The organism is Marinobacter sp. (genome assembly GCF_041690615.1).
Lineage (GTDB): Bacteria > Pseudomonadota > Gammaproteobacteria > Pseudomonadales > Oleiphilaceae > Marinobacter.
This window is the reverse complement of the sequence record NZ_JAWLGY010000035.1, coordinates 6,187-27,994: the sequence shown is the minus strand read 5'-3', so window position 1 is coordinate 27,994 and position 21,808 is coordinate 6,187. Positions and strand designations below refer to the sequence as shown.

The 21,808-nt window shown below is 60.8% G+C and carries 16 protein-coding genes and 1 riboswitch; of the genes, 4 read left to right on the top strand and 12 right to left on the bottom strand.

The genetic code is table 11. The annotated features are described in order from the left end of the window. Positions 1-124: 124 nt before the first annotated feature. A riboswitch (cobalamin riboswitch) is annotated at positions 125-379 on the bottom strand. Next, a complete protein-coding gene (locus ACESMZ_RS16685) occupies positions 380-1,417 on the bottom strand; it encodes an aminotransferase class I/II-fold pyridoxal phosphate-dependent enzyme (RefSeq protein ID WP_372957683.1) in 1,038 nt (345 codons plus the stop codon). 111 nt (positions 1,418-1,528) lie between these two features. Between ACESMZ_RS16685 and ACESMZ_RS16680 the strand changes: the two genes are divergently transcribed. Beyond that, positions 1,529-3,400, top strand: a complete 1,872-nt coding sequence (locus ACESMZ_RS16680; RefSeq protein ID WP_372957682.1) for a putative nucleotidyltransferase substrate binding domain-containing protein — start codon at positions 1,529-1,531, stop codon at positions 3,398-3,400. Between the two features lie 38 nt (positions 3,401-3,438). After that, entirely contained in the window at positions 3,439-4,173 is a 735-nt protein-coding gene (locus ACESMZ_RS16675; RefSeq protein ID WP_372957681.1) for a 3'-5' exonuclease, read from the top strand. Here the strand turns inward: ACESMZ_RS16675 and msrA are convergent. From msrA to ACESMZ_RS16650, 5 genes are all read right to left on the bottom strand, one after another. Continuing rightward, positions 4,170-5,339, bottom strand: a complete 1,170-nt coding sequence (gene msrA / locus ACESMZ_RS16670; RefSeq protein WP_372973031.1) for a peptide-methionine (S)-S-oxide reductase MsrA — start codon at positions 5,337-5,339, stop codon at positions 4,170-4,172. The genes ACESMZ_RS16675 and msrA overlap by 4 nt on opposite strands. A 295-nt stretch (positions 5,340-5,634) precedes the next feature. Then, complete coding sequence (locus tag ACESMZ_RS16665) at positions 5,635-6,531, bottom strand: SMP-30/gluconolactonase/LRE family protein (RefSeq protein WP_372957680.1); 897 nt, start codon at positions 6,529-6,531, stop codon at positions 5,635-5,637. 10 nt (positions 6,532-6,541) lie between these two features. Then, on the bottom strand, positions 6,542-7,516 hold the full coding sequence (locus ACESMZ_RS16660; protein ID WP_372957679.1) for an NAD(P)H-dependent flavin oxidoreductase: 975 nt from the start codon (positions 7,514-7,516) through the stop codon (positions 6,542-6,544). A gap of 133 nt (positions 7,517-7,649) precedes the next feature. Continuing rightward, positions 7,650-9,395, bottom strand: coding sequence for a carboxylesterase/lipase family protein (locus ACESMZ_RS16655; protein ID WP_372973029.1), 1,746 nt, complete (start codon positions 9,393-9,395; stop codon positions 7,650-7,652). Between the two features lie 212 nt (positions 9,396-9,607). Beyond that, a complete protein-coding gene (locus tag ACESMZ_RS16650; protein WP_372957677.1) occupies positions 9,608-11,002 on the bottom strand; it encodes a DUF1329 domain-containing protein in 1,395 nt (464 codons plus the stop codon). A 385-nt stretch (positions 11,003-11,387) separates the two neighbouring features. Between ACESMZ_RS16650 and ACESMZ_RS16645 the strand changes: the two genes are divergently transcribed. Then, the gene (locus ACESMZ_RS16645) at positions 11,388-13,079 is read left to right on the top strand and encodes a methyl-accepting chemotaxis protein (protein ID WP_372973028.1); all 1,692 of its coding nucleotides are present in this window, start codon (positions 11,388-11,390) and stop codon (positions 13,077-13,079) included. Between the two features lie 47 nt (positions 13,080-13,126). On the opposite strand, the gene ACESMZ_RS16640 is transcribed toward ACESMZ_RS16645, so the two are convergent. Further along, positions 13,127-14,725: a diguanylate cyclase gene (locus ACESMZ_RS16640; protein WP_372973027.1), complete on the bottom strand. Its 1,599-nt coding sequence runs from the start codon at positions 14,723-14,725 to the stop codon at positions 13,127-13,129. A gap of 226 nt (positions 14,726-14,951) precedes the next feature. Here ACESMZ_RS16640 and ACESMZ_RS16635 point away from each other — a divergent pair, with 226 nt between their 5' ends. Continuing rightward, positions 14,952-15,575 (top strand): QsdR family transcriptional regulator, encoded by a 624-nt coding sequence (locus ACESMZ_RS16635; RefSeq protein WP_372958864.1) that lies wholly within the window; start codon positions 14,952-14,954, stop codon positions 15,573-15,575. Between the two features lie 301 nt (positions 15,576-15,876). On the opposite strand, the gene ACESMZ_RS16630 is transcribed toward ACESMZ_RS16635, so the two are convergent. From ACESMZ_RS16630 to ACESMZ_RS16610, 5 genes are all read right to left on the bottom strand, one after another. Beyond that, entirely contained in the window at positions 15,877-16,632 is a 756-nt protein-coding gene (locus ACESMZ_RS16630; RefSeq protein ID WP_372958863.1) for an SDR family NAD(P)-dependent oxidoreductase, read from the bottom strand. Positions 16,633-16,788: 156 nt separating this feature from the next. Next, complete coding sequence (locus ACESMZ_RS16625) at positions 16,789-17,175, bottom strand: hotdog fold thioesterase (protein ID WP_091848986.1); 387 nt, start codon at positions 17,173-17,175, stop codon at positions 16,789-16,791. Positions 17,176-17,314: 139 nt separating this feature from the next. Further along, positions 17,315-18,730, bottom strand: coding sequence for an aldehyde dehydrogenase family protein (locus tag ACESMZ_RS16620; RefSeq protein ID WP_372973026.1), 1,416 nt, complete (start codon positions 18,728-18,730; stop codon positions 17,315-17,317). Between the two features lie 77 nt (positions 18,731-18,807). Further along, positions 18,808-19,917, bottom strand: coding sequence for a zinc-binding dehydrogenase (locus ACESMZ_RS16615; RefSeq protein WP_372973025.1), 1,110 nt, complete (start codon positions 19,915-19,917; stop codon positions 18,808-18,810). 42 nt (positions 19,918-19,959) lie between these two features. Beyond that, positions 19,960-21,762, bottom strand: a complete 1,803-nt coding sequence (locus tag ACESMZ_RS16610) for an acyl-CoA dehydrogenase (protein WP_372973030.1) — start codon at positions 21,760-21,762, stop codon at positions 19,960-19,962. Positions 21,763-21,808 lie beyond the last annotated feature (46 nt).

The window sequence follows — 21,808 nt, the reverse complement described above, 5'->3', positions numbered from 1 at the left end:
TACTACTCCACAAACCGCGCGCACCCGCACGGGTTCAAGATATGCGTTGCGGAGTAATCAGTGGGGCAGGCAAGACGGAGAGCGGAAAGATGCCGGGAATCGCCTACCCGAGCCGCCCTCCGCAACTCCGGGTGTGTTCCCAGGCCGGTCTCCGGGCTTATGAGCGAACCGCGGCGCGGTTCCGGGTAACCGCCTTCCCACGACAATGCGCAGTGGCGGGTTGGTTACCCTCAGGTCACGCCCATTCACCGAATCGGAGGGCCGTGACATCACTCAATTACCGTTGCGGGGGCAGCGTCGGAATAGCCTGTGGCTCACCGACTTCCCGTTTCATCCCGCGCCACACTGACGACAGGACACCTGAAAACAGGGCGCAAGGCTAGCAACACCCCCTGTGGTGGTCAATGTAATTCGTCAAGTGTTGCAGGGTGCGCTCCAGTCGCTCCCACTCGAACCTGTCTCCCGGCAAGTCAATCCGCAGGGCCTGCGGGGCGTCGAAACACTGCACAAGAATACCCTGCCCCGCCAGAAAATCCGCCACCAGGGGTGCCTCGGGGAACGCCAGGTAACGGTATAGCAGGGTTCCGGTTGTGGCAGGCAAACCGGACTTCTGAAGGGCCTGGTCCAGTCGTTCACTGTCCTGCGCCAGGCGCCGGACACTGTTCTGTTGCCAGCGCAGGTCCTTAAGGGCACGAGCCATGACGTGGCGCTCCGGTGCGCCGATCGCTTCCGGCCCCAGCCGGGCCGCCAGGGCGTCAGTAACGGCCGGCTCGGCAAACACCGCGCCCGCCCGTATTCCCGCCAGGCCGAAGAAGGTTTCCAGGGAACGCAAAATCACCAGCCCCGGCGCGGAGGACATGGGCACCAGGCTGGTGCCCGGGCAACCGTCCACGAAGGCCTCATCCACCACCAGCCAGCCGTCACGCCCTACCAGCTGGCCATGCCAGTCCAGCAGACGGTCCCGGGAGACAGCGGCGCCGGTACGGGCGTCCGGGTTGGTCCATACCAGAATGTCCAGCTCGTTCAGCCAGGTATCACCAGCCTGGCTTTGCTCACGGGTCACCGGCACAACGGTGTGCCCCGCCAGGCGCCAGCCTTCAGCCAGTTCCGCAGGTGCCTGCGCCGGTATGCCTACCCGGCAGGGGGAGCGCAGCAGTGGCAGGGTTCGCATGGCCATGTGGGTTCCCGGTACCGCCAGGCTCCCGGCACTGCCCGGCGCCCTGCCCCACTGATGGAGCACGGCATCCAGGTCTGTTTCGCCACCGAAGGATTGATACCACAGGGAATCCGGCAACGGCGGCACAGGCCAGCCCCTGCGGTTGATACCACAGGACAGGTCCAGCCAGTGATCGGGGGGAATGCCCCAGCGCCGGGCCGCTGCCAGCAGGCCGCCACCCCGGGTGATGGTCGAGTTCATCCTTTTACCTCATACCAGTCAGTCATCGGAACGCTGAAGGCGATCCGTTCGCGAACCGCCGTGCTGCCCTGCTATATTGCAATAGTTCACACCATAGCAACAGGGCGGGCCATGCAAGCGGAACTGATCGACATCCGGAACCATCTTCAACAGCACGCACCGTTCGATGAATTGCCGGATGAAGCACTGGACCAGGTGGCTGGCGGCATCGAGATCGCCTATTTCCGGGCGGGCGAGAAAATCCTGGAACTGGGCCAGAAAAACACCTACCTGCACTATGTACGCAGCGGCGCGGTGGAGCTCTACCGCCGCTCAGGCGAGCTGTACAACCGTCTCGGAGAAGGTGAGATTTTCGGTCAGATCGGCCTGCTAATGGGACGTCAGGTCCGTTTTCCCGCCACGGCCCTTGAAGACACCCTGATCTACCTGATCCCTCACCCGATCTTCCAGCACCTGTTCGATAACTACGATGTCTTTGCCGACTTCGTGGAGGTGGAAGACAAAAGCCGCCTGCGCCTGGCCGTGTCCCGGTCGGACCACGCCAACGACTCCATGACCGCGAAGGTCTCCCGTCTGATTTCCCGGGCACCGGTCACCGCCCCCTCAACCGTCCGCCTGCAGGAGGCCGCCCGCATCATGACCGACAACCGGGTTTCCTCACTGCTGTTGGTGGAGGGCAGTGGCGACAACGAGGGCGACCTGGTGGGCATTATCACCGACCGGGATCTGCGCACCCGGGCGGTGGCGGACGCCCTGCCCTCGGAAACCCCGGCGGCCGATATCATGTCACCGGGGCTGATCACCATCCGGGCAGATGCGCTGGTGTTCGAGGCCATGCTGCAGATGTTGCACAACAATGTGCACCACTTGCCGGTAATAGATAACGGCAAGCCGCGGGGTGTGGTGGCCCTGTCGGATATCGTGAAGTACGAGTCCCAGAACAGCCTCTACGTGGTCAGTAACATTCATCGCCAGCCCAATATAAAAGGCCTGAAATCCGTCAGCCAGGATGTCCGCAACAGCTTTATCCGCATGGTAAACGAGGATGCCAACTCACACATGATCGGCAGTGCCATGGCCGGTATCGGCCGCAGCTTTACCCAGCGGCTGCTGGAACTGGGAGAAGAGAAACTCGGCCCGCCTCCGGTGCCCTATTGCTTCCTGGCCCTGGGATCCATGGCCCGGGACGAACAACTCATCGTTACCGACCAGGACAACGCCATGGTACTGGATGACAGTTTCGACCCTGCGGAGCACGATGGGTACTTTCTTGCCCTGGCGAAGTTTGTCAGCGATGGCCTGGCGGAGTGCGGCTATGCCTACTGCACTGGCGACATCATGGCGACCAATCCGAAGTGGCGGCAGCCCCTGAAAGTCTGGAAGGAGTACTTTACCGACTGGATCGACAACCCCAAGGCGGAAGCCCTGCTCAACAGTAATATTTTCTTTGACCTGGACGGGGTGTACGGTGAAGATCGTTACGCCGAGGCCCTCAAAGAGCTGATCGCCGAAAAAGCACAGAAAAGCCAGCGGTTCCTGGCCCTGCTGGCCCGCAATGCCCTTAACCGCACCCCGCCACTGGGCTTCTTCCGCCAGTTTGTGATGGAGGAAGACGGCAAGCAGCAGAAAACCTTCAACCTGAAGCGCCGGGGTACCGCGCCGGTCTCCGACCTGATCCGGGTACACGCCCTGGCCTGTGGCTCCCGGGCCCAGAACTCCTTTGACCGACTCAGGGACATCGGCAAGACCCGGCTGTTGCCGGACGATGGCGTGGGTAACCTGCGGGATGCCATGGAATTCATCGCCATCGTACGCATACGTCACCAGGCCCTGGCCCTCGAAGATGGACGCGAGCCGGACAACAATGTGCGCCCTGAGGACCTGTCGCCCTTTGAGCGCAGTCACCTGAAAGACGCCTTCCAGGTAGTGAGTCAGGCCCAGAAGTTCCTGCGCTACCGCTACAATGCCCAGATTCCCCGGTAGCCTTCGCAGGACACCATGCTGCAGTACACAGGAGAGTCATGAGCACCAGACGTGAAGCATCCAGCGGGGGTCACCTGCCATCAAACGACTGGCCTGGCCGAATGGCATCGCTGGCGAAAGAGACCGGTGACCCCCGCCTGAGGGCATTCTACGAAGCGTTCGCCATCACACCGGATACCCCCATGGAAGAAGTCCCACTGGTGGCCATGGACTTCGAGACAACGGGGCTGGAACCGGACCAGCACTCCATCGTCAGCATCGGACTGGTACCCTTTACCCTCCAGCGGATTCGTCTGTCAGAGGCCCGACACTGGGTAGTGCGCCCGGCCCTGCCGTTGCACCAGACTTCGGTGACCATTCACGGCATCACCCATACGGACATCCAGAAAGCGCCGGACCTGGGGGACATTCTGGACGAGTTACTACCGGCCCTGGCAGGCAGCATCCCGGTGGTGCACTACCGGGCCATTGAGCGTCCCTTTCTGGATGTGGCACTGCAGTGGCGGTTGAAGGAGGGCATCGACTTTCCGGTTATCGATACCATGGCCATTGAGGCCCACCTTCACCCGGATCGTAACCCCACCCGCTGGCAGCGGCTGTGGGGCAAGAAGCCGGTGTCCATCCGCCTTGCCGACAGCCGGCTGCGCTACAACCTGCCCCACTACCCGGGCCATAACGCGCTGATTGATGCCATTGCCACGGCGGAACTGCTGCAGGCACAGGTCCGCCATCATTTCTCGCTGGACACCCCGGTCAGGGATCTCTGGCTTTAGTTAGTGTCCCGGACCTGGTCGATGTACTCCCCGTAGCCGGCCGCTTCCATCTGGTCGAGGGGAATAAACGCCATGGCCGCGGAGTTCATGCAATAGCGCAGTCCGGTGGGTTCCGGCCCGTCATTGAAGACATGGCCCAGGTGGGAATCGGCGTAGCGACTGCGGATCTCGGTGCGGGTCATCCACAGTTTGTTGTCTTCCCGCTCCACAACCGCGTCCGGATCGATTGGACGGGTAAAGCTGGGCCACCCGGTGCCTGATTTATACATATCCCGGGACGAGAACAGGGGCTCGCCGGAGACGATATCCACATACAGCCCCGGCTCCCTGTTATCCCAGTACTCGTTGTCAAAGGCCCGCTCGGTGCCGTCTTCCCGGGCCACCTTGTACTGCAGGTCAGTGAGTCGGGCCTGGAGTGTGGCCTCATCGGGCATGCGGAAGTTTTCCGGATCAAACCCCGGTCCGTTCACGATGCGGTCGGTTAAAGAAGTGGTGGAAGCGGCTGAGGTCTTATCGCCACCCGGGCGAAATTGCGAGAAGTCCAGCTCCTGGTCCTCTCCCCAGACCTTGTCAATGAACTGGAACCGGCCACTGTTGAACGTGTAGACCTTGTAGCGGACGGGGTTCTTCTCGTAGTAGTCCTGGTGGTAGCCTTCGGCATCCCAGAACCTGTCCAGGGGCACGATTTCAATCACAACCGGGTCATCATAGCGGCCGGAGTCCGCCAGCGCCTGCCTTGAAGCTTCCGCGATTTCCCTTTGTGTATCGTCATGATAGAAAATGGCCGGGCGGTACTGCTGCCCCCGGTCCACAAACTGGCCGTCGGCATCCGTTGGATCCATAAAACGCCAGAATCCTTCCACCAGGCCTTCGTAGGTGATCTCTTCCGGATCGTAGTACACCTGAACCGCCTCGGTATGGCCGGTACGGCCTGAGGAAACCTGCTCGTAGGTGGGCGAAGGCTCATCACCCCCGGCATACCCGGAGACAGCTTCCACCACGCCCGGAATCTTCTCGAACCCCGCTTCGACGCACCAGAAGCAGCCGCCTGCAAAGGTGGCTACTGCCAGCTCAGGGTCCTCCGGGGCATAGGCCGATTGCTCCGACTCATTCTGGGCAGCTGCGACGGCCCACAAGCTCAGCGCACCTGCAGCAAACAGCGCCATCCATCCTGTTCGTTTCTTCAACACACTCTGTCCCCCTGTCAGATCAGTCACCACCCTGCTCTTGCCGACGGCTTCAAGAAAGTCGTGGTGTTATGGAGCTTTGAGGGGTAACGGCCCGGAGGGTTCCCCTTGTCCACCTTACCGGCGAGGAGGAACAAGCCAACCATGACCTGACACGGTAGCGAACCCACTCAACGGCGTGTGGAGGGGTATACGAAAGCTTGCGCCGGAAGGGGCATAAGGGAAGGCCGAAAGCGGGTTCCCGGATCATCCCGACCCGGGAACCACAGAGCCATCAAGGATTACCGGCGTGGGGTACCGATACCCGGGCGGTGTACAGGGCAGCCTCGTTCGCCTGTTTGCGACGCTTGGCGGACGAGTCCGGGGCACAGCACATCAGTAGCGTGCGGCCATCGGTATCACCCAACATGCAGGCGAACACGCCCTGGCCTTCCGGCGCCTTGATTTCGTCCGTGATCTCGCCGCCTTCAGCCACGCGGATACAGCGCTGGTTGAAGGCATCTGCAATCCAGATCTGCCCTTCTGCGTCCAGGCAACAACCGTCCGGGCCGATGCTGAGCTGTTTCAGCATATCGGCGCGGGGACCAGGCGCTGGCCTCGGGCCAAACTCAGCCCAGTCCCGGCGGTCATAAAGCTCACCGTCGTCCGCGATGGTGAATGCGGTCATGCGGTTGCCGAAGGTTTCGCCCACCACCAGGGTTTTCTGGTCTGGCGTAATCACCATGCCATTGGGGAAGTACAGATCGTCCGCCGCGACACTGAGCTTGCCTTCCGGGTCAATACGCATGAGCTTCGCCGGCTGCAGGTCCGCCCCTTCCATCAGGTCAAAGCCGAAATTGCCCACCCAGATATTGCCATCATTGGCGACCACCAGGTCATTCACATGCCCTGTTGCGTGGTCTGACAGGTCAGCATACACGCTGGTCTCACCCTCGGGTGATCGCCGCATGACCTTACGATCCACCATCGACACATAGACCAGGGAACCGTCCGGCAACCAACCCAGACCGGAAGACTGCTGCGGCGCATCCAGCACCTTTTCCATCAGGCCGTCTGTGGTGACCGTGTAAACACCGTGACGGTAGAAGTCGGACACCCACCAGCGGTCATCCCGCCAGCGGGGGCCTTCGAAGAAACTGCCACCATCGGTAAGAAGGTTCAGTTCTGCCATGATTGTCTCCTTAGAGAGCGCCCATCAGGCGATCACGAATGATGCCTTCCGCCTCGCTCATGATGCGGTTGATCAGCTCCTCACAGGATGGCACATCATGGATCAGTCCGGCCACCATGCCGCAGCTCCAGGCCGCCTCGTCCATCTTGCCCTCGTGCAGCACCATCTTGCCCTTGGCGCCGGTGACCAGGTGGCGGATGTCGTCGATCTGGGTATCAGCGCCCTTCTCTTTCTCGATCCGCAGGATCTCGTCCACTGCGGCGTTCTTCATCACCCGCTCGGTATTGCGCAGCGGGCGCATCACCAGCCGGGTCTGCAGTTCGTCGGCTTCCACAATGGTCTGTTTTACGGTGTCGTGGACCGGGGCGTCCGTGGTGGCCAGGAAACGGGTACCCATGTTCATGCCGTCGGCGCCCAGGGCCATGGCCGCCACCAGGCTGCGGCCGTCGGCCATACCGCCGGATGCCACGAACGGGATGTCCAGCTCTTCCGCCGCCCGGGGCAGCAGGATGAAGTTGGGCACATCGTCCTCTCCGGGATGACCACCACACTCGAAGCCATCCACACTGACTGCGTCACAACCGATTTTCTGGGCCTTGAGGGCGTGCCGCACGGAAGTACACTTGTGGATCACCTTGATGCCGGCTTCCTTGAGGGCCGGCATGTACTTCTCCGGGCTGCGGCCAGCGGTTTCCACGATTTTTACGCCGCCGTCGATGATGGCCTGGATGTACTCGGGATAGGGGGGTTCCTGGAAGGAAGGCAGGAAGGTGAGGTTCACGCCGAAGGGCTTGTCGGTCATCTCCTTGCAGCGGGCAATTTCCTTGGCCAGGTCTTCCGGCGTGGGCTGGGTCAGCGCGGTGATAATGCCCAGGCCGCCCGCGTTGGAAACAGCGGCCGCCAGCTCGGCATAGCCAACCCAGTGCATGCCGCCCTGAATGATCGGGTGCTCGATACCAAACAGTTCAGTGATTCTTGTCTTCATGGAACTCCCCTGATGAATATCAGTGTTGTTTATTGGAACAGCGTTCCATTATTCATCAGGGGGACGGGATTTACAAAGCCGGTGGCGATTCAGGGACACAACTCGTGAATCGCCATACCGGCCGGGTCCGGTATCAGGTTTCGTCAGCAGCCCGCGGGGGATCCGCCCAGTAGGCACAGTTATGGGCCTCCGCTGCCACCGCCACGTCCACCAGGGCCTCCGAAGCCGGGGTTTCCGGTGTCAGTTCCATCAGTTGGGTACCGGTGGCGTAATCGGACCATGCCCCCGTGCCGTCATCCGGGGAGGGATCGCCGTAGCGGGCAAACTGTACCCAGTGGTCAATCATTCGCTCAGACAGGGCAACCTGCTCGTCGGTAGCGCCACGAGCCCGTATGGTCGCTTCGCTGTTCAGCACATACTGGATTTCCAGTGCGTGGGCAGCACCGAGATCAAAGCTGAGAGCCGGCGTGAGATCCGGACCGAACAGACTGGGGGCATTCTGGTCAGTGAACCAGTAGCCGAAGGTGGGAACATCCTGGTCGGCCAGGCTGTTCACTTGGGCAATCTGGTTGCAGGCGAAACGCCAGGAGGTCTGGATGGAGGCCAGCGCCAGGCTGAAACGGTCAGGGTCACCGGGATCCGTGAAGGCGGGGGTACTGAGTGGCCCGCTGCCATCGGCGACCAGGTAATCCGCCGCAACCTGGTCCGCATCGAGGTTTCGGGGATCCGATGACAGCAGGGCCCGGACTTCAGCCTCGTACTCTTCCGGAGTATCCACCGGGTCCGGTGAGCCCGCCAGTACCGCCGAGATTTCGTCCAGGGCAAGGAACAGGCGGCCCTCATTAAGGTTATTGCCAGTCATTACCGGAATACCTTGCGGGAAGGCGGCTCCGTCAGAGCCGTCCAGGGCAGCCTGGATGGAGTAGGGCAAAATGCCCTGCCCCCAGGTGGGGTTGAACCACATATCACCCTGGGCTTCGAGGATCTCGGCGGTGGTAACCTCCTCGTCACGCAGACACGCAGCTATATCGGCGGCATCACTGCATCCCAGCGCTGCAACGACTGGCGCACCAATGACGGCCTCGCCAACTTCCTGGGGAATCTGGGTAGGCTGGTAGGCGCCACTTTGCACAATGGCCTTGTGAAACAGACCTTCAGAGCCGGTGCCTGCCCCTGCCGAAACCAGCTGGGACAGTACGCTGTGGCCGCCGGCAGATTCGCCGAAGATGGTCACATTATCCGCATCGCCACCGAATACACCAATGTTGTCCTGTACCCATTTCAGTGCCAGTTGCTGGTCCAGCAGGCCGAACTGCCCGTTCCCTTCCGGCAGGCCTGCCGCCGGCAGGAAACCCAGCACACCCAGGCGATAGTTCAGGGTCACCACGACCACCCCCTCCTCCACCAGCCGGGAGGGCTCATAGGACTCGCCACCGGAGCCGGTGATAAAGGCCCCACCGTGGATCCAGACCATTACCGGGTGATTCTCACCCTCGGCGGGGGTGTACACGTTCAGGAAGAGGCAGTCTTCCTCCAGGCTGTCGGTGAAGCCATTAAATGCACTGCCGCTCTGGGGGCAGCTGTTACCGAAGGCACTCGCGTCAAGCACGTCGTCCCATGCCCCGGCCGGCTGAGGCGGTGCAAGGCGCAGCTCACCCACCGGTGGTTTCGCGTAGGGGATGCCCCTGAACGCAAGCAGGTTGCCCTGTTCTGTGCCCTCTACCTGACCCGCCTGGGTCTGACGGACATTGGGTGGCAACTCGGCTGTATCATCCTCGTCAGCGCTGGAGGAAGAGCCACCGCAACCGGCCAGCAGGGAGGCGGCCAGCACGGATGTCATCGACATGCGCCAGAAATGGTGGTGCTGCAGGAAATTCATGGTTCGTTCTGCCTTGTCTGTTGTTGTCGTTATCCGGCCAGTTTCCGATGGCCGGAGGCGCTTCCGACAAAACCGGACCTGAGACCCGTCAGTCGAAAACCTGTACACAGATTAAGGGCAGGCGGGGATACCTGTCTGGCGCCCCGGGGGAGAACTATTTGGAGGAAAGGTCTGTCGTGTCACTTCCATGTGACGCATTTTTATGAATCGTCTCAATAGTCGGCGAGACGACGTCGCAGGGTAAAGGGCGAGAAATAACGCTTGCCGGGGAAATCGTTCTTGAAGGTGCGGGTGCCTTTTGATTCATTGATCAGGCCGGTGGCGTGGTAAATGCCTTTCTTCAGGTCATGGTAGACCTCAAGATCGGCCCAGACCCCGGGCATGTCATAGAAGTTCTTCAGCATCGCCATCGTGACCCGGTAGAGGTTGCCCTCATCGTCGTACTGGTCCACCAGGGCGATATTCCAGCTATCCTCGTCGATATAGAAGACCCGCTTGTGGTAGAGATGGCGGGCGTCTTCCCGCAGGTTGGCCTCCACAACGTGTACACGGTGCAACTCCCAGCGCATCAGGTCAGCGTTCAGGTGCTGCTTGTCCAGCACGTCATCGTAGGTGTACTTGTCGCTGGTGATCTCGAAATTGTTGTAGGGAATCAGCATTTCCTGTAGCCCTTTATACTCCCAGTTGTACCGGTCGAGGGCGCCATTGAACGTGTCCGTGTCATCCACCGTGCGCAGATTACCCGCAGAGGCGATAGGCGCATCGTAACCAAGGCTGGGAGCACGGCGAACCTCACCTGCACTGAAACCCCAGGCCTTGCGGGGCTCTTTTACCTGGTCGAGGGTTTCATGCACGAGGATACCGCCGCCGGCATACTGTTCCGGTGCAATAACCGTGGACAGGTAGTAGTTGACGATGTTGTCCAGGTCTTCCGGAGAACCGCCTTCCTTGTTCCAGTTGAAGAAGACTTCCTGGCGCATGGTGACGCCGCCATACTGGCCATTTACTACGACGACTTCGGTGTACTCGCGTTCGGCCCAGCGACCGCGCCAGCGAGTGAGGTGATTCCACATGGCCTGCATGGCCTTCTCTTCGCTGTTGCCGTGGAGGATCGGGAAGGGGTGGCCCCCAAAGGCATTCTGCACACCGTTGCCGCCATCAACCAGGCTCGCTCTCACCGCGTTCTTGCGGGTGTTCTCCGCGATGTGGTCCGGTGCGGTATGGCTACGGCGGGTGGGGAAGACCCGGAGCCGGAAGGTCTGCGGATAGGCTTCCATCATTGCCACAACGCCATCCGCGAGAACGTCACGATAGTCGTCCATATTCTCAGCGGTGACTTCGTAGCGGGGTTCATCGTCCGGGTAGGGATTGACGTGGTGGTCGCCAGACCCCTCGTACCCGTCGGGCCTGGTGGTATCGCCGCCGGTCCAGCGGGGGATGGTGCCCTCGGAGTTGCCGGCACGGACGGCGCCAAACGGCGTCAGGCTGTTGCCCAGCCGGCTGGCCTCAGCCTGGGAAACGGCAGCCTGGGTGAATGATGCACTGGTCAGTGCCAGCAGCGAAACGCAAAGGGCGGGGATCAGTTTTTTCTGCATAGTCTCATACATCGGGGGCGACCATCTTATTGTTCTGACTACCAGGCAGGGCTCCGGAGGCCGGAACGCCTGTCGCGCGTGTCGTTGTGGGCATTATGGGATTTCGTCTCATTCTTCACTATTTACCTGGAGCTTGCCACCCGGCAACGGGCAAGTCGTGAATGGCCACTCAATCTTTGGTGAAAGGTCACATTGTTTTGACATGATTTTACAATCCGGCACCCGGGCCCCGGACACCTGAAGACCCAATGCTCAAGGCGTGACCTCATCGGCCGATATGAAAGGCATGACGAGAGTCCGGTTACATTTCGGAACGGCATTCCTGCCGCGTATCCGGATAATTCGTGACCAACTTATCTCGACCCTAATGACCTTTCAGATTGTCTGGAGTTTTACCATGAAACTGATGGAGCGACTGCGCATCCGTTCACGTCTGCTGATTGCAGTGCTGGTGCCGGTACTGGTGACTGCTGGTGTAACCGCCTGGATCACGGCCCAACAGCTGTCCGCCAATGGAGAGGCTGAAGTAGAGCGACTGAGAAGCAACCTGCTCGATGCCCACAAAAGCGGGCTGAAGAATCTGGTTCAGGGGGCCCGGGCCCTGATCCGCGAAGAATATGACGAGCAGGCCTATCCGACCGAAGAGGCCAAGGAGCGGGTCCGGGACAAGCTCCGGTCCATTGTGTTTGGCGACAACAATTACCTGTATGCCTACAGGGATGATTCTTACATGTTGATCTTTGCGCCCAACCCGAGCCTGGAGGGATTTTCGGACGAAACCACCGATGCGTCACGGGCACTCCTGGCGAAGCTGTTTGAAGCCGGCCGCGGTGATGGCGGCTTTTTCCAGTACGAGTGGGACAATCCTGCCAACCCCGAAGAGGTCAAGGAACCCAAGCTCTCCTACTCCATCACACTGGATCGCTGGAACTGGGTGATAGGCGCTGGCGTGTATATCACGGACATTGACCGGGCCGTAGCAGCCGCGCGGGATGACATTGACGAGCAGATCCGCAGTGCCATGCTGACGATCCTCGGTGTCACAGCGGTGATCGTCCTGATTGCCATAGGCTTTGGCCTGTTTATGGGCCGCAGCGTCACTGCCCCCCTCAACCGGGTCACCCGCACCATGGAGGACATCGCCAAGGGCGAAGGCGACCTCACCCGTCGCCTGCCCGATGACGGCACTGATGAACTGGCCGATCTGGGTCGTCAGTTCAACGCCTTTGTGGCCAAGATCCACACCACCATCCGCGAGGTAGGCGATACCACCAACCAGGTAGCGTCCGCTGCTGAAGAACTGAGCCGGGTAGCGGAAGAGACCCGCGCCTCGGTACAGACCCAGGGTTCAGAAACCGACCAGATTGCCTCCGCCATCAATGAAATGGCCGCCACCATCCACCAGATCTCGAAGAACGCCAACGAGGTCCAGAGTGCCGGTGCAGACGCGGACCGCCTGGCGAAGGACGGTGGCCAGACCATGGCCGGCTCCCAGCAATCGGTCAACGAGCTGTCGCAGAACCTCCTGCAAAGTGCTGAGGCGATCGAGGCCCTGGCTTCCCGCAGCGACGAAATACAGAAAGTGCTGGACGTGATTCACGAAGTGACCGATCAGACCAACCTGCTGGCCCTGAACGCGGCTATCGAGGCGGCCCGTGCCGGTGAGCATGGCCGTGGCTTTGCGGTGGTTGCGGATGAGGTGCGTCAGCTGGCCCAGCGCAGCGGTGAATCTGCCGGGCAGATCCGTGAAATGATCGACGGGTTTATCAATGAGTCCCGCAGCGCCGTGGAGCGCATGCGTTCGTCCCAGGGTTTGTCAGAGCAGACCGTTGAGCGCATCAACCACGCCAGCTCGGCCCTGAACACCATTGAGCAGTCTGTGGAGCATATCCATGACCAGGTCACCCAGATCGCGACTGCCGCCGAGCAGCAAAGTCAGGTGGCCGAAGAGATCAACCAGAACGTGGTCCGTATTGTGGAGGCTGCCCAGAACAGCGACACCGGCGTTACCCAGACCAACGAAGCCAGCCAGGAACTGGCACGCCTCGGCGAGCGGTTGCGGGAGCTGGTTTCACAGTTCCGGGTATAGGTTCCCGGTCTTTAACGGACGCTCACGGGAGTCTGCCTGGCCCATGTTCAGGCAGACTCCCCTGCCCCGGCGTCATCGCCATCCGCCATCGCTGCAATAACGACCCGGTCCCGACCCTGATCCTTGGCCTGGTAAAGGGCCCGGTCTGCCATCCTGAACAGGGTCTCCCGGTCTGACGCGTGGTCCGGAACACAAGCGAGCCCAGCGGAGAATGTCAGACGGACGGGCCCTCCCGGACTGAAATCCATGTCCGAGAACTCACTCCTGAGGCGCCCGACCACGTCCAGGGCACCCTGCGGGTCCAGCCCCGGCAACACCAGCACAAACTCCTCGCCACCGAACCGGGCCGCCACATCCTGCTTGCGGCTGCCATCCTGCAGCAGCTTTGCCAGGGCCACGAGGATGCGATCCCCCACATCATGGCCCCAGTCATCATTCACCCGCTTGAAGTGGTCCAGATCCATGATGCAGAACGTCAGGGGCCGCTGTTCCCGTAACGCCCGGGGGATTTCCCGTTCCAGCACCTCATCCAGCCAGCGACGGTTGTAGAGCCCGGTCAGCGGATCGCGAATGGACTCCTCCTTGAGGGCGTTGCGCAGCTCCTCGATGCGCTCGAGTTTTTCACGGAGGTCGGCTTCCGTCCGCTTTAGGTCGGTTACGTCCCGGAATACGTAAACAATACCCCGCAGCTTCCCGGTTCCGGTACGGAAGAGGTTACGCTGGACGCTGAGGATGCGGCCGTTAGCCTCCAGATCGGGGCTGAACTGACGCCCCCGCAACAATCCCGGCACCAGGTCGCCGACCATCTCCCCCCTTGCCAGCCGGCGGCCGCCCGACTCAAAGAACTGCCGGGCAGCCGGATTACGGTCCACCAGACGCCCGCGGTCATCTGCGACCAGCACTCCATCGGCCATATGGTCAAATACCAGTGAGCGGGCAATGGGCATGACATCCAGGAAACCCTGCTTGCGAATGTTCAGCAACATGAGCACAGCCGTTACCAGGAAGCCGAAGGGGCTTATATCCAGCCCCTGCAGGGGCTCGGGAAGGGCACGCAATATGGTCAGGATATTGGCGAGGGAGGAAACCATGCCCCCGAAAAGCAACAGCGCGGCCTGTTTACGGTATGACCGGGACTGGATGATAAAACGGATAAGCAGTACATAGGCGGCAAGGGTGATCAGATAGGAATAGAGGGCATGCAGCCAGAAAGCCGGCCCGCCCCTGAAGGGTTGATCGCTGTCTGAGGCAAAGCCTGCCAGGAACCAGTCATGGAAGGTGCCGTCCGTAAGGGCAACCAGGACGACCAGAACAGGTTCCACTGCGAGCCAGGTTATCAGGCGGGCACTGATACGCTCTTTTACGCCAGTGTACAGCAACACGAACACCAGGAAAGACGCCGGCAGGAGCACAACGCCGATAAACATCAGACGAAACCAGAACAGGGGCAGGCCGTCCGGTTCCAGGACCAGCCCCGGTACGCTGTAATGGAGCAGTTCCAGGGCATAACACAGCGTCCACCAACTGACCCCGGTCATCATGGCAGCAACGGCTTTGGCCGTGGGCGCTTCCCGCCTCACCCAGGCGTAGCGAGCCAGAAACAGCGTGACCAGGCAAGAGACAAACAGCGCCCCAATAAACAACATCAACGGGCTCCGGATTTCAGTTTGCTAAATTGGTTATTGTTTTTATGGCCAATATGTTGGAAAGTCGTACTCAATTGCGAGACGTTACCGGGGAAGGTATCGTCCACAGATAAAGCGCTTGTTCTATTTCACCAGACTCTTACACTCTATGTAACAAAAACAATGTCAAAAAAGGTAGCGACAAGGATGCTTTCAGTACCTTTTTACTACCAGAAGTGAGACGCCCGTGGCAGTTACACATTCTCCATTGCAGCGTGAACTGCAGAAAACCCGCAAGCGCTCTTCCGGCGCAACGCCGGCCGAGGCCTTCAGTCGCGCCCGCCGCATCTGGCTGAAGGGCGATCGACTGCACCTGGCGGACCTGGCGGAAGACCTGGGTATCGGGCGTGCCACCCTGTTCCGCTGGGTGGGCAACAAGGATCTGTTACTGGGGGATATTCTCTGGTCCCTGTATGCGCCGATCCGGGCGTCCGTGGTGGCCTCTACTCCCGGAACCGGCGTGGATTTCGTGGTTGAGGTCTACCGGCGGATCACCATTGAGCTGGTTCGGGCCAAGCCCCTGCGGGACTTTATCAAGCAGGACCCGGAGCATGCGTTGCGGGTGCTGACCTCGTCGGCCTCCACCATGCACAGTCGGGTGGTGGAAGCGAATACGCTGATGATCCAGGACCAGATTGACAAGGGGTATCTGGAGAAGCCGCCCATGCGGGTGGAGAGTCTCTCGTACTTTATGGTGCGGCTGGCGGAGTCCTGTCTGTATTCCGATGTGATTATCGGGCGGGAGCCCAACATCGAGGAGGTGGAGGAGGCCTGTCTGGCTGTGAAGATTTTGCTTGGGGGGAAGCCCTAGGCTCAGCCCGTGCTGCTCTTCCAATGATCCTTGCCCGCCCTGCGTGGTCTCAGCTCTTTCAGCGAGCGGTGACATTTCAAGATACTTTTCAATGCCAGGCCTGCTGACAACGGAGCACGCACCCGCAGGCCGGTAAGGCTTTCCGGGACACGCCGTGAACCCGTCCATGGGGGCTCCTTAAAAAGGTCCCTCTTTTTAAGGGTCCCGGAAAGCCTTACCGACCCACGGGCGCCCCGACCATTCGGTGACCTCCGAATTTCTCCCTCGAGCTTGCTATCAGCGCCGGGCGGATGGATGACAGTTACATATTTGACCGGTGCTGTGCCCCGTCTACCGGAATGCACGCGCCGGTCACCCAGCTGGCCGCGTCAGAGGCCAGGAAGACAGCGACATTGGCCACTTCTTCCGGTTTGCCGAAACGGCCCCAGGGGATGCGATCCAGGGTGCTTTGGTAGCGGGGTGAATTGGCTTTTTCGGCCTTGTCCCAGACGCCGCCGGGAAACTTGATGGAACCGGGGGCAATGCTGTTGACGCGGATGCCGTCCGGGCCGTGGTCTACTGCCAGGGACTTGGCGTAGCTGATCAGCGCTGCCTTGGTGGCGGCGTAGGGCTGGGTGGTGCCCACTTCGATGCCGGAGATGGAGGACAGGATGATGATGTTGCCGCTGCCTGCGTCCTTCATCCAGGGTAACACCTTGTCTACGGCGCGTACGGTGGACATCAGGTCCAGGGTGACGTTGGCCTCCCAGGCTTTCAGGTCGTTGCCGGCGCCCAGGGCGGAGACATTGCTGACCAGGATATCCACGCTGCCCAGTTCACGGCGGGCATTGTCCAGGAATCCGTCAAGACTGGCCTTGTCGCCTACATCGCAGGCTTCCCGGTAGCCTTTCACGCCCAGGGACTGGATTTCCTTCAATGTTTCATCCAGTGGACCTTCGCTGCGGGCGCAGATGGCCACGTTGACACCTTCGGCCGCCAGCGCCAGGGCGATGGAGCGACCGATACCTTTGCTGCCGCCGGTTACGACGGCGTTTTTGCCTTTAAGACCCATTTTCATGGAGATAGCTCCTTTTTGTATTTATTTACCACGGAATCCACCGCCCTTCGACAAGCTCAGGGCGAACGGGAAAACGACCGGTAAAGCATTTGTTCCCGTGCTCCCCCGTTCACCCTGAGCCTGTCGAAGGGCGCTTTCGAGGGGCCGTGGCAACCCTTAAAGGTTAATAACCGCCATAGTAATGCGGGATACACACACCAGCTTACCATCCTCCGTCTCGATGCGAATTTCCCAGACCTGGGTAGACCCGCCGGTATGCAGCGGGCGCGCGGTGCCGTGAACCCAGCCGGATTTTACCGAGCGGATGTGGTTGGCATTGATCTCCAGGCCCACACCGGCGGTGCCCTCTTTTTTCAGGCAGTGGTTGGTGGCGACGCTGCCCAGGGTTTCCGCCAGCACGACCGAGGCACCGCCATGGAGAATGCCATAGGGCTGCACCGTGCGGGTGTCCACCGGCATCCGGGCGCTGATGTAGTCGTCACCTACCCCGGTAAACTCGATACCCATGTTGTCCACAGCGGTGTTCTTTACCCGCTCCTGCATGCTTTCGATGGTTGGGGTAATTGTCCAGATACTGCTCACGAATGGTTCCTCTTCAGTCCTGTAAACCAAAAGCGGGCATTCCCGGTGGGAGATGCCCGCTTTCGTTAGCCTTCTATATTTACCTTATCGGTGTCGGCGATTACAACTGCAATGAACGAACCTCAAGGAATTCCTCCAGGCCCCACTTGCCAAACTCGCGGCCGATGCCGGAATGGCCGAAACCACCGAAGGGCGCCAGCGGGTTGAAGGCACCGCCGTTGACGAACACCTGGCCGGTGCGCATCTTGCCGGCGACCTTCTTCGCCTTGTCCTGGTCACCGGAGAAGACTGCACCCGACAGGCCGTAGGCGGTGCCGTTGGCGATGCGGATGGCTTCTTCCTCGGTTTCGTAGGGGATCACGCACAGCACCGGCCCGAAGATCTCCTCCTGGGCGATACGGCTGTTGGGATCCACGTTGCCAAACACCGTCGGCTTGACGAAGTAGCCATTCTCCAGGCCTTCCGGCGCTTCCGCACCGCCGGCTACCAGGGTGGCGCCTTCTTCAATGCCCAGCTTGATGTAACCACGGACCTTGTCGCGCTGATCAGCAGAGGCCAGCGGGCCCAGGCGGGTGTTCTCGTCCAGGGGATCACCCAGCTTGACGCCGTTGGCGATGGCACCCGCGATTTCACAGGCCTGGTCGTGCTGGTCCTTGTGCACCAGCAGGCGGGTCAGTGCAGTACAGGTCTGGCCGCTGTTCTGCAGGCAGTTCATGAAGGAGCCCTTCACAGAAGCCTCCAGGTCGGCGTCCGGCAGTATGATGGATGCGGACTTGCCACCCATTTCCAGGGCAATGCGCTTGAAGTCGTCCGCCGCCGCGTGGGCGATCAGGTGACCGGTGCGGGTGGAGCCGGTGAAGGACACCATGCGCACTTTCGGGTGCTTGATCAGGGTATCGCCCACTTCCTGGCCGAGGCCACAGACCATGTTGAACACACCCTTGGGCAGGTCGGTGCCGTCCAGGATTTCCGCCAGGATAAAGGCGCTTTGCGGGGACACCTCACTGGGCTTGAGTACGATGGTGCAGCCAGCGGCCAGGGCCGGAACCACTTTCAGGATGACCTGGTGCAGCGGGTAGTTCCACGGGGTGATACAGCCGACCACACCTACCGGCGCGTACTGGACCTCGGAGTTACCGGACTGCTCGGTGAACGGGTAGTCCGGCAGCATGTCCAGGTAGGTTTCGGTGACCTTGATGGGCATACCGGCCTGGATCATACCTGCCAGCTTGATGGGCATCCCCACTTCCCGGGCCACGACCTTGGCGATTTCCGGGGCACGTTCTTTCAGGCCAGCATGCAGCTGTTTGATGACGTCAATGCGCTTTTCCAGCGGGGTCTCGCTCCAGCTGTCAAAGGCCGCGTCGGCGGCGTCGATAGCCTGTTCCATGGCGGCACGGTCAGAGGACGGTACCTTTGCGATCACTTCGCCGTTGGTACCCTCGTGCACGTCGATGGTGTCACCGGACCAGTCAACCCACTGGCCGTTGATGTAGTTCTTGCTGAGATTGTTCATGGTAATGCTCCTTTCGGGAGTCGCTATTGTAGGAAGATCTAGCCAAAGGCGTTTGCCAGACAATCAGACATTGGGCCTTATTCAAAAACGATTACGCCACGGGCATTCTTGCCCGCCAGCATGTCCTCGAACGCCTGGGGCGCTTCGTCAATGCTGTAGGTCTGGGTGATCAGTTCATCCAGCTTCAGGCGATTGGCCTTGTACAGGTTCAGAATCTTCGGGAAGTCGTACTGGGGCCGCGCGGAACCCAGCCAGCTGCCCTTGAGCGTGCGCTCATCCGCCGGCAGGGCGAAAGTGCTGATGGAGGTCTTGTCCTTCATGTCGGCAACACCAACCACTACCACGGTACCGGCGCGGCCCAGGGCCTTGTAGGCCTGCTCAACCACCTTGCCGTTACCAACGCACTCGAAGGCGTAGTCTACGCCACCGGCGCTCAGTTTCTTGATGGCCTTGCTGACGTCTTCCACGTCATTGATGTTAATGGTGTGCGTGGCGCCGAATTCCTTCGCCATTTCCAGCTTGGCTTCGTTGCTGTCTACCGCAATCACCATTTCCGCACCGGCAGTGACACAGCCCTGAATGGCGTTCAGGCCGACACCGCCAATACCGAAGACGGCAGCGCGGGAACCCGGCTCCAGCTGGGCGGTATTGAACACCGAGCCAACACCGGTAATCACGGCACAGCCTACCAGCGCGGCACTGGGCAGGGGCACGCCTTCATCGATCTTGACACAGTTGTCTTCATGCAGGGTGGCGTATTCCGCCATCACACCGCAGGCGCCGAATACATACAGGTCCTCGCCGTCCTTGCCATGGGTACGAACGGTACCGTCCGGCAGGGTAACCAGGGACTTCTTCGCATTCTCACACAGCACCGGGCGACCGCGAACACAGTTGCGACACTTGCCGCACATGGTGATGAAGGTGCTCACCACATAGTCGCCTTCCTTGAGATCGGTCACACCCTCACCCACTTCAACCACAACACCGGCGGCTTCATGGCCAACTACCAGGGGTGGCGGGTACTGGATCTTGCCGGTGGTGGCGGAATGGTCACTGTGGCATACGCCACAGGCCGCGACCTTGATGGTGACTTCGCCCCGCTTGGGGCCGTCGACGGTGATGGTTTCGACCTGAACAGGCTTGCCCCATTCACGGCAGACCACTGCTTTTGCCTGACGGCTCATGGTGTATCCCTCCTGATATCGGATGTTGTTTGAATAGCGGCGTCAGAAGCCCTCGGCTTCCATCTCCAGGGCGGTGGCGTCCACCTCCCTGAGTAATTGCGTCAGCCCCTTTACCCGGGGCAGTTCATAACGGCTGAAGAAATCACAGGCTTTCAGCTTGCCCTGATAGAAAGCAGCGGGCTGAGGGCCACCCCCGGAGAGGCCTTTTGCCGCCGCCAGCGCCTGGCGGAGCCACAGCCAACCCACGACAGTGTGCCCAAAGGCCTCAAGATACAACGAGGCATTAGCGAGCGCACGCTCCACCTGGCCTTCCTGCTTTACCGCCTGGATACGGTCGGTGGCCTCTTTCAGGGCCTCCACGGTGTCTGTCAGGCGACGGGCGTTGTCTGCCAGCTTCGGGTTGTTGCCCGCCTCGTCCACCGTCGCGGCAATACGACGCAGCAACTCCTGATAGTACCGCCCGCCGGCCATGGACACCTTGCGTCCCAGCAGGTCCATCCCCTGGATGCCATGGGTGCCCTCGTGGATAGGGTTCAGGCGGTTGTCGCGGTAGAACTGCTCCACCGGGTACTCACGGGTGTAGCCGTACCCACCGTGCACCTGGATGGCCAGGCTGTTCGCTTCCAGGCAGAACTGGGAAGGCCAAGACTTGATCAGCGGGGTCAGCAGGTCCAGCAACCCGGCGGCCATCTCCCGTTCCTCGTCGGACTGCGCCGCCTTCTTTTCATCCACCAGGCGGGCGCCCTGCAGGGCCAGTGACAGCCCGCCTTCAACGTAGGTCTTCATGGTGAGCAGCATGCGGCGAATGTCGGCATGCTCGATAAGCGGCACCTGGGGCGATTGCGGGTCCTTGTTGCCCACCGGACGGCCCTGCCGCCGTTCACGGGCGTATTCCAGGGCGTGGAGGTAACCGGTGTAGCCCAGCATGACCGAGCCCAGCCCAACGCCGATGCGGGCCTCGTTCATCATGTGGAACATGGCGGCCAGGCCGTTATGGGGCTCGCCCACCAGGTAACCGACAGCGCCGGCTTTCTCACCGAAGTTGAGCATGGTGGAGGTTGTGCCCCGGTAACCCATCTTGTGGATCAGACCGGCCAGGGCCACGTCGTTACGTTTACCCAGACTGCCGTCCTCGTTCACCAGGTATTTGGGCACGATAAAGAGCGAAATACCTTTCACCCCCGGAGGCGCATCCGGCAGGCGTGCCAGCACCATATGGACAATGTTGTCGCTCAGCTCATGGTCACCGGCAGAAATGAAGATCTTGTTGCCCTTGAGACGATAGCTGCCATCACCGGCCGGCTCGGCCCGGGTACGCAAATCCCCCAGGGAGGAGCCGGAATGGGGCTCGGTCAGGCACATGGTGCCGAAAAAGCGCCCGCTGAGCATGGGTTCGGCATAGCGGGTCTTCTGTTCTTCACTACCCTGCGTCAGGATCAGGTTGGCCGCGGCGATGGTCAGGCCCGCATAGGCCTGGGTGCCTACATTGGCGCCCTTGAGCAACCCCACACACATCTGGCCCACAGCACTGGGCAGTTGCATGCCACCCCGCTCATAATCCTGGCTGGCTGCCAGCAGGCCGGTTTCCCGCAGTACGTCCAGGGCTTGCTTCACTTCCGGACGCATCACCACCCGCCCGTTCTCGAACCTGGGCTCTTCCTCGTCCACCAGTCGCGTGTGGGGGGCAAACGCCTCCGCCGCCACCTTCAGCGCCAGGTCCAGGGCGGCCTGCAGGGTTTCGCGGTTGTGGTCGGCGTAGCGGTCGTACTTGAGGAAGTCCTCGACCTGATGGAGTTCGAACAGCTGGAATTCGAGATCGCGGGTGTTGATGATGTTCTGTTGCACGCTGATATGCCTTTCTGAAATAACTGATTTGCCACGGAATCCACGG

Bases quoted from the DNA above. Each gene is read 5' to 3' on its own strand.
- ACESMZ_RS16685 (WP_372957683.1), bottom strand. From the start codon at position 1,417: ATGAACTCGACCATCACCCGGGGTGGCGGCCTGCTGGCAGCGGCCCGG.
- ACESMZ_RS16680 (WP_372957682.1), top strand. From the start codon at position 1,529: ATGCAAGCGGAACTGATCGACATCCGGAACCATCTTCAACAGCACGCA.
- ACESMZ_RS16675 (WP_372957681.1), top strand. From the start codon at position 3,439: ATGAGCACCAGACGTGAAGCATCCAGCGGGGGTCACCTGCCATCAAAC.
- msrA (WP_372973031.1), bottom strand. From the start codon at position 5,339: ATGGCGCTGTTTGCTGCAGGTGCGCTGAGCTTGTGGGCCGTCGCAGCT.
- ACESMZ_RS16665 (WP_372957680.1), bottom strand. From the start codon at position 6,531: ATGGCAGAACTGAACCTTCTTACCGATGGTGGCAGTTTCTTCGAAGGC.
- ACESMZ_RS16660 (WP_372957679.1), bottom strand. From the start codon at position 7,516: ATGAAGACAAGAATCACTGAACTGTTTGGTATCGAGCACCCGATCATT.
- ACESMZ_RS16655 (WP_372973029.1), bottom strand. From the start codon at position 9,395: ATGAATTTCCTGCAGCACCACCATTTCTGGCGCATGTCGATGACATCC.
- ACESMZ_RS16650 (WP_372957677.1), bottom strand. From the start codon at position 11,002: ATGTATGAGACTATGCAGAAAAAACTGATCCCCGCCCTTTGCGTTTCG.
- ACESMZ_RS16645 (WP_372973028.1), top strand. From the start codon at position 11,388: ATGAAACTGATGGAGCGACTGCGCATCCGTTCACGTCTGCTGATTGCA.
- ACESMZ_RS16640 (WP_372973027.1), bottom strand. From the start codon at position 14,725: ATGTTGTTTATTGGGGCGCTGTTTGTCTCTTGCCTGGTCACGCTGTTT.
- ACESMZ_RS16630 (WP_372958863.1), bottom strand. From the start codon at position 16,632: ATGAAAATGGGTCTTAAAGGCAAAAACGCCGTCGTAACCGGCGGCAGC.
- ACESMZ_RS16625 (WP_091848986.1), bottom strand. From the start codon at position 17,175: ATGCAGGAGCGGGTAAAGAACACCGCTGTGGACAACATGGGTATCGAG.
- ACESMZ_RS16620 (WP_372973026.1), bottom strand. From the start codon at position 18,730: ATGAACAATCTCAGCAAGAACTACATCAACGGCCAGTGGGTTGACTGG.
- ACESMZ_RS16615 (WP_372973025.1), bottom strand. From the start codon at position 19,917: ATGAGCCGTCAGGCAAAAGCAGTGGTCTGCCGTGAATGGGGCAAGCCT.